Origin of the sequence: Luteibacter jiangsuensis (assembly GCF_030812295.1) — a bacterium.
Taxonomy (GTDB): Bacteria; Pseudomonadota; Gammaproteobacteria; order Xanthomonadales; family Rhodanobacteraceae; genus Luteibacter; species Luteibacter jiangsuensis_A.
In genome coordinates this window covers 75,873-88,035 of the sequence record NZ_JAUSSK010000004.1, presented here as the reverse complement: position 1 = coordinate 88,035, position 12,163 = coordinate 75,873, and the positions used below count along the sequence as shown (strand labels likewise).

At 66.6% G+C, this 12,163-nt stretch carries 15 protein-coding genes and 1 tRNA gene; 11 read left to right on the top strand and 5 right to left on the bottom strand.

The window, feature by feature from the left end; genetic code table 11:
* Window positions 1-5: 5 nt before the first annotated feature.
* Window positions 6-344, bottom strand: coding sequence for a hypothetical protein (locus J2T07_RS14255; RefSeq protein WP_306850776.1), 339 nt, complete (start codon window positions 342-344; stop codon window positions 6-8).
* 200 nt (window positions 345-544) lie between these two features.
* Here J2T07_RS14255 and J2T07_RS14250 point away from each other — a divergent pair, with 200 nt between their 5' ends.
* From J2T07_RS14250 to J2T07_RS14235, 4 genes are all read left to right on the top strand, one after another.
* A complete protein-coding gene (locus J2T07_RS14250) occupies window positions 545-1,525 on the top strand; it encodes a biotin--[acetyl-CoA-carboxylase] ligase (protein WP_306850775.1) in 981 nt (326 codons plus the stop codon).
* Window positions 1,522-2,280 carry a type III pantothenate kinase gene (locus J2T07_RS14245; RefSeq protein ID WP_306850774.1) on the top strand — a complete coding sequence of 253 codons (759 nt, stop codon included), beginning with the start codon at window positions 1,522-1,524 and terminating at the stop codon, window positions 2,278-2,280. Before J2T07_RS14250 ends, J2T07_RS14245 begins: the two co-directional genes overlap by 4 nt.
* Before the next feature lie 66 nt (window positions 2,281-2,346).
* Window positions 2,347-3,153 (top strand): SPOR domain-containing protein, encoded by an 807-nt coding sequence (locus J2T07_RS14240; protein ID WP_306850773.1) that lies wholly within the window; start codon window positions 2,347-2,349, stop codon window positions 3,151-3,153.
* Between the two features lie 16 nt (window positions 3,154-3,169).
* Window positions 3,170-3,245: transfer RNA gene (locus tag J2T07_RS14235), tRNA-Thr, on the top strand.
* A 15-nt stretch (window positions 3,246-3,260) separates the two neighbouring features.
* On the opposite strand, the gene J2T07_RS14230 is transcribed toward J2T07_RS14235, so the two are convergent.
* Window positions 3,261-3,632 (bottom strand): class I SAM-dependent methyltransferase, encoded by a 372-nt coding sequence (locus J2T07_RS14230; protein WP_306850772.1) that lies wholly within the window; start codon window positions 3,630-3,632, stop codon window positions 3,261-3,263.
* 470 nt (window positions 3,633-4,102) lie between these two features.
* On the opposite strand from J2T07_RS14230, the gene J2T07_RS14225 reads away from it, so the two are divergent.
* Window positions 4,103-4,438 carry a hypothetical protein gene (locus tag J2T07_RS14225; protein WP_306850771.1) on the top strand — a complete coding sequence of 112 codons (336 nt, stop codon included), beginning with the start codon at window positions 4,103-4,105 and terminating at the stop codon, window positions 4,436-4,438.
* Window positions 4,439-4,548: 110 nt separating this feature from the next.
* Entirely contained in the window at window positions 4,549-5,385 is an 837-nt protein-coding gene (locus J2T07_RS14220; RefSeq protein ID WP_306850770.1) for an AraC family transcriptional regulator, read from the top strand.
* 5 nt (window positions 5,386-5,390) lie between these two features.
* Here J2T07_RS14220 and J2T07_RS14215 read toward each other — a convergent pair whose 3' ends face one another.
* Entirely contained in the window at window positions 5,391-5,627 is a 237-nt protein-coding gene (locus J2T07_RS14215) for a hypothetical protein (RefSeq protein ID WP_306850769.1), read from the bottom strand.
* Window positions 5,628-5,862: 235 nt separating this feature from the next.
* Here J2T07_RS14215 and J2T07_RS14210 point away from each other — a divergent pair, with 235 nt between their 5' ends.
* Entirely contained in the window at window positions 5,863-7,308 is a 1,446-nt protein-coding gene (locus J2T07_RS14210; protein ID WP_306850768.1) for a serine hydrolase domain-containing protein, read from the top strand.
* Here J2T07_RS14210 and J2T07_RS14205 read toward each other — a convergent pair.
* Window positions 7,305-8,201: a LysR family transcriptional regulator gene (locus J2T07_RS14205; protein WP_306850767.1), complete on the bottom strand. Its 897-nt coding sequence runs from the start codon at window positions 8,199-8,201 to the stop codon at window positions 7,305-7,307. The two genes, J2T07_RS14210 and J2T07_RS14205, sit on opposite strands and share 4 nt — an antisense overlap.
* A 97-nt stretch (window positions 8,202-8,298) precedes the next feature.
* Here J2T07_RS14205 and J2T07_RS14200 point away from each other — a divergent pair, with 97 nt between their 5' ends.
* The 4 genes from J2T07_RS14200 (at window position 8,299) to J2T07_RS14185 (ending at window position 11,499) form a co-directional block, all read left to right on the top strand.
* Window positions 8,299-8,688, top strand: a complete 390-nt coding sequence (locus J2T07_RS14200) for a rhodanese-like domain-containing protein (RefSeq protein WP_306850766.1) — start codon at window positions 8,299-8,301, stop codon at window positions 8,686-8,688.
* A 10-nt stretch (window positions 8,689-8,698) separates the two neighbouring features.
* Window positions 8,699-9,619, top strand: coding sequence for an arginase (gene rocF, locus J2T07_RS14195; protein WP_306850765.1), 921 nt, complete (start codon window positions 8,699-8,701; stop codon window positions 9,617-9,619).
* 133 nt (window positions 9,620-9,752) lie between these two features.
* Complete coding sequence (locus tag J2T07_RS14190) at window positions 9,753-11,168, top strand: tryptophan--tRNA ligase (protein ID WP_306850764.1); 1,416 nt, start codon at window positions 9,753-9,755, stop codon at window positions 11,166-11,168.
* 4 nt (window positions 11,169-11,172) lie between these two features.
* Window positions 11,173-11,499: a hypothetical protein gene (locus J2T07_RS14185; protein ID WP_306850763.1), complete on the top strand. Its 327-nt coding sequence runs from the start codon at window positions 11,173-11,175 to the stop codon at window positions 11,497-11,499.
* Between the two features lie 44 nt (window positions 11,500-11,543).
* Here the strand turns inward: J2T07_RS14185 and J2T07_RS14180 are convergent, their stop codons facing one another.
* A complete protein-coding gene (locus tag J2T07_RS14180; protein WP_306850762.1) occupies window positions 11,544-12,008 on the bottom strand; it encodes a DUF1456 family protein in 465 nt (154 codons plus the stop codon).
* Window positions 12,009-12,163: the final 155 nt, after the last annotated feature.

Genomic DNA, 12,163 nt, shown 5'->3' with positions numbered 1-12,163 from the left:
ACGAATCAGAACATCGACCCGGGGAGCAGCGACTGCCAGCTCGGCGAGGAAGAGCGCATGGGCAGGCCATCGTCGTGCACGCCGTCGCCGGCGTCGACCGGAGGGGGCATCGGCGTCGGGCTGGCGCTCCGCCGTGGCGCGGTCACCGGGCGCGACGAATCCATATCGCCACCACCGCCATCGCGGCTACCACCCTGCGGCGATCGCGAGCTGCCTTCGAACGACGACGAGGAAGTGCTGCCCATGGAGAGCAGACCACTGGTCGGGTCGATGTCGGAAGCGGCGGCGGTGCCGGCGGCACCGACGAGGCACAGACATCCGAAGATGTACGTTCTGGCGTTCATCGGTAAACCCTGAGGCCCCTCGGGACGAAAAGGGGGACGCCCGATCCTCGCAGAAAATTCACGAGGGTGCCAGTGCTGGAGGTCGTTGGACGCCGCTCCTGGCTCCAAGCGGGCGAAAAGGGTGCCACTGCCCTAGAATCGTCCGATGTCCCGGCTTTCCCCACCCTCGACAGCGGCCTCCTGACGGCCCGACGGCAGCCATGCTCGCACGCGATCTCCTCGAAGCCCTTGCCGGCGGCGATGCCGTGTCCGGTGCCGTCCTGGCCAAGAAGGCCGGGGTGACGCGTGCCGCCGTCTGGAAACAGATCGAGGCCTTGCGTCTCAAGGGCGTGCCCGTGGAGGCCAAGGTCGGAGGCGGTTACCGGCTGCCGTGGCCGACCGAACTGCTGGACGGCCAGCGTATCCGGGCGGCATTGCCGCCCGCGATCTCGGCCGGCGTCGGCATGCTCGAGGTGCACTGGGAGATCGATTCCACGTCCAGCGAGCTGGCCCGGCGCATCCCCGTACTCGACGATCTGGCCTTCGTGATATCCGAAAGCCAGTCCGCGGGGCGTGGCCGCCGCGGGCGGCCCTGGCTTTCGCCGCCCGGCATGAACCTGTACCTGTCGGTGCTCAAGCGGTTCGACGCTGGCTTCGCGTCGTTGTCGGGCCTATCGCTCGCCGTGGGCGTGATGCTGATCCGCGCCATGGGCGAGGTCGGCATCCGTACACCCGGTCTGAAATGGCCCAACGACGTGCTGGCGGGCAACGCCAAGCTGGCGGGGATCCTGGTGGAACTGTCCGGCGAATACTCGGGTCCGTGCGCAGCGGTGATCGGCGTGGGCGTCAACATCCGCTTGCCGGACGACCTGCACGAACGCGCTGGCCAGCCGATCACCGACCTCGCCTCGGTCACCGGTGGCGAACCGCCCGGCCGCAACCGCTTCGCGAGTGCCCTCGTGGCCGAACTCACCGAGGGACTGCGGACGTTCGAGCGCCACGGCTTCGCCGCGTTCGCCGACGAATACGTGGCGAACGACCTCTTGCGTGGCGAATCCCTGCGCATCATCGATCCGCGCGGCGAATACATCGCCGTGGGCGAAGGCGTCGACGAACGCGGTGCCTTGCGCGTACGCCGCGCCGATGGAGAACTCGTCACCGTGGATAGTGCCGAAGTTTCGGTGCGCCGGAGCGCCACATGATCCTGCTGCTGGACCTGGGCAATACCCGTCTGAAGTTCGCCTTGCTGGATGGCAGTGAATTCACTCACCGGGGTGCGTTCGGTTGGGATGCCGATATCGCGCATGAACTGGCCACGCTCTGGGCGTCGTGGCCGATGCCCGAACGCGTCGTCGGCGCATCCGTGGTCGATTCCGCGCGCGAGACGGCGGTGGCCGTGGCGGCCGACAAGGCCTTCGGTCGCACGCCCGTGTGGGTGCGTACGCCGGCCGAGGCTTGCGGTGTCACGAATGCCTACGCCGAACCGCATCGGCTCGGTGTCGACCGCTTCCTGGCGATGGTGGACGCTCTCGCGGCAGGCCGTGCGCCTTGCGTGCTGGCCAGCGTCGGTACCGCGCTCACGCTGGATGCGCTGGACGGGGAAGGGAGACATCTCGGCGGATGGATCGCCCCGGGTCCGCTGTTGATGCAGCAGTCGGTGCTCGGCGCCACGGTCCAGGTACGGCCGGGTCATGCCGGTGCCGTGCGCGACCTCGCCGACAACACCGCCGATGGCCTCGCTTCCGGTTGCTGGCAGGCGTGCGCGGCGCTCGTCGACCGCTTCGTCGGACGATCGGCGCCACTTCTTGGCGGAAGCCCGACGGTGACGCTGGGCGGCGGCGATGCCGATGTACTGGCGCCCTTGCTGGAGCGAGAGGTCGTCCTGGTGCCGGATGCGGTGCTGCGCGGACTCGCCGTGTGGGCGAAGACGCATGCCCGCGCGGACAATATCGCCTAGAATCCCGACGCCGCCGGTTCTTACAGGGGAACGCGCGCAGGCCCTCACTGGAAGCCCAAGGCCACCATGCTGCTGCGTTTGCTGTTCGTCTTGCTGATCGCCCTCAACATCGCGGTGGCCGCGTGGCTGCTGCTGGGCGATTCGGCGACGCACGCTGTCGATCCGACGGATGGCGGCGTGCCGAAGCTGAAGCTCCTCGCCGAATTGCCGGCTCCACCGGGGAGTGGCGCCCCGCCGGTGGCATCCGCATCCGTGGCAGCGCCCGCATCCGTCGCGGCCTTGCCGAAGACGGCGTCCACCACGGCCCCGGCCACGTCGTCGCCCGCCATCCCGCCTGCGAAGCCCGGAACCAAGGCCGTGGCAGGGGACACGCTTCTCGCACCCACCGAGACCGCGCCGACCAGCCCCCGACGCAGCTACCGCTGCCTGGCCCTGGGGCCATTCGCCAACCAGGTGGACCTGCGCGCGGCACGCACCGCCATCGCGTCACGCACCGTGCGCAGCCGCCAGCGCCAGGAGCAGACCAGCGAGTCGCACGGCTGGCGGGTCTTCCTGCCCGCGTTGGCTACGCGCGAACAGGCGCTCGCCCAGGCCCGTCGCCTGGATGCGAAGGGCATCAAGGATTATTTCGTGGTCACCGCCCAGGGCGACCTGCAGAACTCGGTCGCGCTCGGCCTGTTCCACGACCCCGCCAACGCCCGCAAGCGTCGCGACGAGGTGGTCGCCGCCGGCTTCCCGGCGCGCATGAGCGAGCGCACCGAGACCACGCCCGTCTGGTGGCTCGACGTGGTCATCCCCGACGAGGCCGGCACCGACATCCGCCGGAGCATCCGCACCCCCGGCATCACGGCTAGAACCACCGGGTGCTTCTGATAAACTCTGCGACTTCGCCGGCATAGCTCAGTTGGTAGAGCAACCGCCTTGTAAGCGGTAGGTCCCCAGTTCGAATCCGGGTGTCGGCACCAGAAACTCAGCCAAAACTAGCCTGCAGATGGCTTGATGGCATCGAAGTAGTTATTTTCGCCCTCATCCAGACGACAGCCAATGAGGCGTAATCCTGATGCTTCCAGGAGCCGCGCGTACTCTTGCTGACCAAGCGAGCGTGACGGCTGGCCCGTCTGCATATCCCTCCATTCGCAGGCTTCGCGAGGCGCGCTGAACAGAAATCGCCCGCCCGGCTCCAGGGCGTTCGCGACCCGACGAAGAACGTCCTGTTGGTCGTCCGCGGAGAGAAGAAACAGCAGGCCGACAGAAACAGCCCCGGCAAAGGTCCGGTGAAAGAACGCGCTGTCCTGCGCGGCCTCGCAGGCGGTTTGCGTTGCAGGAACCAGTCGCCTGAACGCGGCTATCAATATCGGCGATGGCGTCCCAGCCTTCGGAACGGTCGATGTTCATGCGGGGGCCCCCCAGAGGTGGGCATCGTCCCGGCGGTTGCCGGGTTATTTCTGGACGCTATGAATGACGGCGTTCACCGCGATCGTTGCCGCGCACGGACCCGCGTTCCCACCGCTGGACGAGCAGTGTGCGGTTGGCGTAACGGGGCCGACAGAACGCTCGTCGGACCAGTGAGGCTGTGTGCTGGCGCAGCCAGAAAGAGCGGCGCAGGCGAGACTAAGCAGGCAGAGGAGGCGCATGGCGGGTGTCCGGTCGGTTCGCGCGCATTTTGCGCCGCGACGGCCTTGTTGTCTGTAGGAGATCGCCTACAGTCCTGCCTTCACCTTGCGCCCCATACCGGCCGAGCTAGTTGCAAGGGTGACTATTCCCCCTCAAAGTCCGTCCCCGGGGACGCTCGACCGAGCCAGTCATACCGGGGGACCAGGACATGAAGAGCCTTGCGCACACAGACCTCACGACCTTCTATGGCTCGGCGAGCGAGATCTACGATCACTTGAAAAGGGAGCAGGAAAGGGACGTCTTCCTGCATCGGGTGGCGTATACGGCCTTCGTGGGCATGACGATCATCGCGGCCATCGCTTTCTCGACAGGCTGGGCGATCGCGCCGTGGCTGACCGTCGTGGCGGTGTTCTGTTTCGAAAGAACGTTGTGGTGGGGCCGCGAGGTCAGTTGCAGGAACCAAACCATGCACGTCCTGACCTTCAGGCGTCTGCCTGTCGAGGACCTGTCCCCGATGAATGTGGCCGCGCGGCATTCCGCTTGAGTGAGCGTGTGCGTTCGTAGAGACCTCGGGCACCGAAAGCGCAAGATCGGGAACGCATTGCCGCGGCCCGCTACGTACGATGGCTCCACGATGCCCAATGGGAGCTTTTCATGACTGATCTGGCGCAAGAACGTTGGTTCGAGAGAATGGCTGCCGCGGCGGCGCTGTTGACCGGACGGCTGGATGTGCCTCCTTCGCTGGAGGAACTGGCCGCCGCCGCCCATGTGTCGCCGTTCCATTTCCATCGCATCTGGCGTGGACTGACGGGCGAGGCCGTCGGGGCGACCATTGCGAGGCTTCGCATAGAGGCCTCGCAACAGAAGCTTCGCGCCGCTGGGGGATCGGTGACCAGCGTTGCGATGGAAACAGGGTTCGCGACACCGCAGGCGTTCGCACGGGCGTTCCGTCGGTTGACGGGGACAACGCCTTCGAACTTCGCACGCGGCGAGCCGGTCAGTGCGCGCTCGCTGCCTGATTCGGACGTCCGAATCGTCTTGCGTGAACCCGTTGAAATCGTCGTCCTGCGGCGGGTCGGCGCCGACTATGTCGCCATGAACAAGGCATACGGACAGCTGTGGGCATGGGCGGAGAGTGAGGGCCTGCTGGAAAACCTGCAAGGCATCTATGGCGTAGCGGTCGACGATGCCGCCAGCGTCACCGAAGGTGAATCGCGCTATGAGGCCTGCCTCGCGCTGCACGCGGATGCCCCGCCACCCTTCTTGAATTCGACGCTCCGAGGTGGGAGGTACGCCAGCCTGACTCACCAAGGCTCCTACGATGGATTGCCGGCTGCCGAAGCCTGGCTGATGGGGCACTGGTTGGCCGGTTCGAGTTACGAGCCCGCGGACGCGCCACTCGTTCATCATTTCCTCAACGATCCGGATGCGACGCCCGAAGCAGAGTGGCTTACCGAGGTGCTGCTTCCTTTGAGGGACGAGACGCATTGACGGGATCAGGCACCGCCTTCCCGCTCGCGCGGGAACTGCCGGTCGAGCACAACCGACAGCGTGCGGTGGTCGATCGGGCCGTGTGCGATGCGTTGTTCGAGCAGCGTGGCGGCCAGTTCGCGTTCTTCTTCCGTGCAGGCGTAACCGTTGGCCCGAAGATAGAACACGACGAACATCTGCACCCGCCAGGGCAGGCGGGTGAAGGGGTGGATTCCTTGTCTGAGGTCCGAGGGAGCGATCACGCGGCAGGTCCTTGCGATGCGTGGAGGACAGCAATGGGCGTGCCAAAGCCGGAGGGCCGCCGCGCGGCGGGGCCGGTTGCCATGCGCCGGCTTTGCAGGACGTCCGCGGACACGAGAGCGCGGACAGGTCGGACATCGCTGAAGCAACGTCCGACCCTTGGGCCGGGCTAAACCTTTCCTCCGGTTTGCACATCTATCCTGTTCGTGCGCACCGCATGTCGACGGGGAAGGGAACGTGGGATTTGCATCGGCGGGGCTCAAGGCAACGGTAAGCGTCGCGCTACTCGGAATGCTTATCGGTTGCGCGGCGCCCGGCGCGCGCGACGACTCCCGCCGGCAGACCGTGGAACACAGCCTCACGCCCCGGGTGGAAATCGCCGGCCAGCCGGCCATGCAGTGGAACGTCTACGAGCGGATGCGGCGTTATCGCGTCCCGACCATGGCGGTGGCGGTTATCGAAGGCGGACGCGTGGTCTGGTCCGCCACCTATGGGATCGATGGAAGCGCTCGCCTTCCAGCGGCGAACGAGCGCTTCCAGGCGGCCTCGCTGAGCAAAGGGGTGACGGGAGGCCTCGCCGCCATCCTGGCCGCGCGCCGGGTGATCGACCTGGACGCTCCCGTGGACCGCTGCCTGGCACCTCTGAGCCTGCCACGCGGAAAGCAGGACGCGGAGCATCCGGTGACGCTGCGTAACCTCCTGCAGCATACGTCCGGTGCGACGGTCAACGGCTTCGACGGTTACGCGCCGGGCGAGCCGGTGCCGACGCCGGAGCAGGTCGTGCGGGGCGAAACGCCGGCGAAGTCGCCTGCCGTCGTCATCGCCACGGCGCCAGGAAGCGCGTATGCCTATTCGGGCGGTGGGTACACCGTGGCCCAGATCGCCATGAGCCATTGCGCGGGTGCCTCGTTCGCCGACCTGATGCAGCGCGAGGTGCTCATGCCCGCCGGTATGCGCCGGAGCAGCTTCGCTCAACCGTTGCCGGCATCGATACCTCACGCTGTAGGCCATGCCGCGGACGGCGAGCCGGTTCCCGGCGGGGCGAATACCTACCCCGAACTCGCCGCCGCGGGGCTATGGACCACGCCGGATGACCTCGCGCGCTGGCTGATCGGGGTACGCGATGCGGAGGAGGGGCGGCCTTCCTTCATGCCCACCGACGCGGCGAGAACCATGCTCGCGCCGGGCATGAACAAGTACGGCCTGGGAGTATTCGTCAGCGGCGACGGCGAACATCGTCGTTTCATGCATTCCGGCGGCAACCTCGGCTTCAAGAGCAGCTACGTCATGTTCCTGGCCAGTGGAAACGGCGTGGTCGTCTTGACCGATGGCGATAACGGGTCCTACCTGGGTGGCGAGTTCATCAAGGCCGTCGCTGCGGCCTATGGTTGGCCCGACTACGCACCGCGGGTCGCGACACGTGCCACGCTCGACGAAAAGACGATGGCCCGATACATGGGGCACTACCGGTTCGAGGATGCCGACTCGCGGGGAAACCGCGATCTGTCTCTGTTTCGCGGGGGCGCACGGTGGTTCCTGGATCTGCCGGACATCGGACGAACCGAATTGGTGCCGACGTCCGCCTTGGCATTCGTCGCGCCCGAGACGGGCTACACCGTGACGGTCGACGACGATGGGGGCTTGCGTGTGGGATCGCGCGTGGCGCGGAAGACCCAGGACTAGCCGAGCAACTCGCCCAGCCGCACACGCAAGAAGTCCCTGAGCCGCTGTACCGCCGGGGTGAGCTGCGATCGGTGCGCGCTGACCAGGTTCAGCGGCGCACGTTCGCCGATGCCCGGCATCAGGTCGACGAGCCGTCCTGCGGCGAGATCGGCGACCACGTCGATGTGCGACTTATAGACGATGCCGTGGCCGGCCAGACCCCATCGGCGGGTGACCTCCGCGTCGTCGCTGATACGGTTTCCGGCGACCTTTACCGCGTGTGGCCCGCGTGGCAGGTCGAAGACCCAGCGGTCGTGTATCTGCTCGCCCCAGACGAAGCACAGGCAGTTGTGCTCGCGCAGGTCGTCGGGTTGCCTGGGTGCGCCGTGGCGCGCGATGTAGTCCGGCGAAGCGCACAGGACACGGCGGTTGTCGGGCACCAATGACTGCGCGACCAGTCCGGAATCGTCGAGCGTGCCATAGCGAATGGCGGCGTCGATCGGGTGGCGGCGAAGGTCGGCGGCGCGGTCGCTGATCCGCAACTGAAGGGAAACGGCAGGGTGATTGGCCTGGAAGGCGTCGAGCCAGGGCAGCAGCACGTTGCGGCCGAGGTCGGAGGGCACGGAGAGGCGAAGCGGTCCCGCGATCTCGCCGCGCGCTTCGGCCAGGGCCTGGGCGCCACCGGCAAGGGACTGGAGCATCGCGCGGGCGTGTGGCAGATAGCGTTCGCCGTCGTCCGAGAGCCGCATACTGCGCGTCGAGCGCACGAACAACCGCGTGCCGAGCTCCCGCTCCAGTCGCTGGACGGCGTTGCTGGCCATGGCCGGCGTGCTGTCGAGCAGGCGGGCGGCCGCCGAAAAGCTGCCGGCATCGGCGGTATGCACGAAGATCTGCACATCGTCCAATCGAATCATCGCGGCGCTTCGCTTGAGGTGTGCGCCTATGGTGCCCTCTTTTTTATCCTGACGCGCTGCAACGTGGCTGTTGCAAGGTCCGGTGTAAACTTGCGGGATGACCAGTCTCCGCGTGTCGTTGCTTGCCGTTTTCCTGCTTCCGGCCGCCGGCTGGGCGCAAGACCTGTCCCGGGATGCGCTCGCCGCACGGATGGCGGCGCACGAAACCCCGCTGCTTCTCGATGTGCGTACCCCCGCGGAATACCGCGAAGGGCATCTGGCGGGTGCGCTGAACGTGCCCGTCGACGAAGTCGCCGCGCGCCACGGCGTGCTGGGCATCCCGCACGACCGCGAACTGGTCGTCTACTGCAAGACCGGCAAGCGCGCCGCGCGCGCCCGCGAAACCCTGCAATCCCTGGGATACACGCACGTGGAACTGCTCGATGGCAGTGCGAATGCCTGGCGTGCCGAAGGGCGTCCGCTTGTCCAGGAACATCCCTCTCCCTGAGTCTTTCGTCATGAGTCCAACCACCCGTTCGGTCGCCCTGATCGGCGTCCCCACCGATATCGGTGCCGGTCACCGTGGCAGCTCCATGGGCCCGGAGGCCTTGCGCGTCGCCCGCCTCGGCGAGCGGCTGGCAAAGCGCGGCATGCATGTCGTGGACCGCGGCAACCTCTCCGGACCACTCAATCCCTGGTTGCCGCCGACGGACGGTTATCGCCACCTCGAGGCGGTCGTCGCCTGGAACACCGCGGTGCACGAGGCCATCTACACCGAGTTGAACGCCGGCCACCTGCCCGTGATGCTGGGCGGCGACCATTGTCTGGCCATCGGCTCGATCTCGGCCGTGTCGCGGCATTGCCGTGAGAACGGCAAGAAGCTCCGGGTGTTGTGGCTCGACGCGCATGCGGATTTCAACACCAGCCAGATCACGCCGTCCGGCAACATCCATGGCATGCCGGTGGCGTGCCTGTGCGGTTACGGCCCCGATGCGCTCACACACATCGGTGGGACGGTGCCGGCGACCACGCCCGGTGTGTTCCGCCAGATCGGCATCCGCTCCGTGGACGAGGGCGAGAAACGCTTCGTCCACGAGGTGGGCATCGATATCTACGACATGCGCTACATCGACGAGATCGGCATCAAGGCCGCCATGGAAGAGGCGCTGGCGGGGGTGGACGAAGACACGCACCTGCACGTCAGCTTCGACGTGGACTTCCTTGACCCATCGATCGCGCCGGGGGTCGGCACGACCGTGCGCGGCGGGCCGAATTATCGCGAGGCTCAGCTGTGCATGGAGATGATCGCGGATACCGGCCGGGTCGGGTCGCTGGATATCGTGGAGTTGAACCCTGCGTTCGACAAGCGCAACCAGACGGCGAAGCTGGCGGTGGACCTGGTGGAATCGTTGTTTGGGAAGTCGACGTTGATGCGCTGAGGCAGGTCGAATCGCCGACAGGGTCGGCGATTCGCGTGGAGCGCGGCAACCTGCCGCACAGCCGGGTCGCCCCGGGACCGTCACGCGGGCTACACTCGAGCGGTTACCGTCCGTCCAGGCCCCCAGGTTCCCCATGCATACCCGCGTCCTCACCGGCATCACCACCACCGGCACGCCGCACCTCGGCAACTACGTCGGCGCCATCCGGCCGGCCATCCTGGCCAGCCGCGATCCCGAGGTGGACGCGTTCTACTTCATGGCCGATTACCACGCCCTGATCAAGAGCGACGATCCGGATCGCGTCGAGGCTTCGCGGTTGAAGATCACCGCGACCTTCCTGGCTGCCGGGCTCGACCCGAACGTCGCCACGTTCTACCGGCAGTCGGACATTCCCGAAGTGCCCGAGCTCATGTGGCTGCTCACCTGCGTGACATCCAAGGGCCTGCTCAACCGCGCCCATGCCTACAAGGCGGCGGTGGACCGCAACATCGAAGCCCAGGAAGACGCCGACGCCGGCGTCACCGCGGGCCTCTACATGTACCCCGTACTGATGGCCGCCGACATCCTCGCCTTCAATGCGAACAAGGTGCCGGTGGGGCGCGACCAGATCCAGCATATCGAGATGGCCCGCGATATCGCCCAGCGTTTCAACCATACCTACGGACGCGAGTTCTTCGTGATGCCCGAGGCTTTGATCGAGGAACAGGTGGCGACACTGCCCGGGCTCGACGGCCGCAAGATGTCCAAGAGCTACGACAACACCATTCCTTTGTTCGAAGGCGGCCCCAAGGGCCTGCGCGAGGCGATCATGAAGATCGTCACCGACTCGCGTGCGCCGGGCGAACCCAAGGACACCGAAGACTCCGCCCTTTTCACCATCTTCCAGGCTTTCGCATCGCCCGCGGAAACGACGGCGTTCGCCGATGCCCTGCACAACGGTATCGGTTGGGGAGAGGCGAAGCAGGTGCTGTTCGAGCGGATCGAGGCCGAGGTGGCACCGATGCGTGAACGCTACGACGCGCTGATGGCGCGCCCGGACGACATGGAAGACATCCTTCTTGCCGGCGCGGCGAAGGCACGCGCGATCGCAGCGCCGCTGCTGGAGACGCTGCGCGATGCGGTGGGCCTGCGCAGTGCGCGGCACAAGCTGAAGTCCCCCGAGGAACCGGCAAGCGTACCGGTCGAACAGAAATCGAAGCCGCCTCGTTTCGCCAGCTTCCGCGATACCGATGGCAGCTTCCGCTTCCGCCTCTTCGCCGCGGACGGTGAAGAACTGCTGCTGTCGGCGTCGTTCTCCGATCCGAAGGCGGCGGGATCGCTGCGCCAGGCTCTTTCCACGATGGGTGGCGCAACCGCCACCATCGAGTCGCAGGGCGATCACGTCGCCTTGCTGGTCGACGGCAAGGTCGTGGCCAATGGTGCGTCTTACCCCGACGAAGTGGCACGCGCCGCGGGCGTGCTGCGTCTACGCACGGCATTGGACGCGTTGGCCGCCGCGACAGCCGAAGAGGCGGCAGCCAAGGCGAACGCCGCCCGGCAAGGAGCCTGACCGCATGCGCTACCTCGCGATCATGCTTCTCGCGCCGTGGCTGGTCGTGCTGGGTTGGGCGTATTGGGCCTATCCGAAGTCGCTGCTGACGAACATGACCCGGCGTGGTTTCGATGTACTGGCGCTGCTGGCCGCGACCGTCGCGGCGATCCAGGCCGCCGTGTTGGCTTTCGATGCCGTCGAGCTGCCCGCGGCGGACCAGTTCGGGCCCAAGAGCGGGGCAATTTGGCAGCAGGTGGTGCCAGCGCTGTATGGGTACGGCGCGTTCGTGGCCGTGCTGGTGGTGGCGCTGGTTATTCGCCAGATGGTCTGGAAGAGGCGCGCTCCGTAGGGATCACCGACAGGGTCGGCTCCCGACGAGCTGCCGAGCGACGCTTATTGCCCGCGCAGGCGAGCCGTCAGGCCCTTTAGGAAATTGCGCAGGAACTGGTCGCCGCAAAGGCGGAAGTTGGTGTGCTTCGGCTGGCGGAAGAGGGCGTTGATTTCGCCCCGGGACACGCGGAACCCGGCATCGGTCATGATGGAGAGGATGTCGTCTTCCTTGAGTTCGAAGGCGACGCGCAGCTTCTTCAACACCACGTTGTTGTTGACGCGATTCTCGACGGGGCGCGGCCGTTGGTTCTCGTCACGCCCGCGGCGGTGGATGATGAGACCGTCGAGGAAGTGCGCCAACGCGGTGTCGGGCATCTCCGCGAAGCCGGGCTCGTCTTCCTTGCGCAGCCAGGGTTCGACCTGTTCACGGGTGGCGGGAAATCCGCTGAGCTTCATGATCTCGACGACGTGGACGTCGCCGAGGTCGAGCATGTAGCGGATGCTGCGGAGGGTGTCGTTGTTGAGCATGGGGCCAAGGGTACCATCGCGGTAGTCGCCATCGCCGCTTAAGCGGCTCCCACACAAGTGCATGAGGTGTGGGAGCGTCCTACGGGAAGCGGACCTGGTGGGAGCGGACCCCGTCCGCGATTCCTGCGGAGCGGTCTCCCCGAATCGCGGACAGG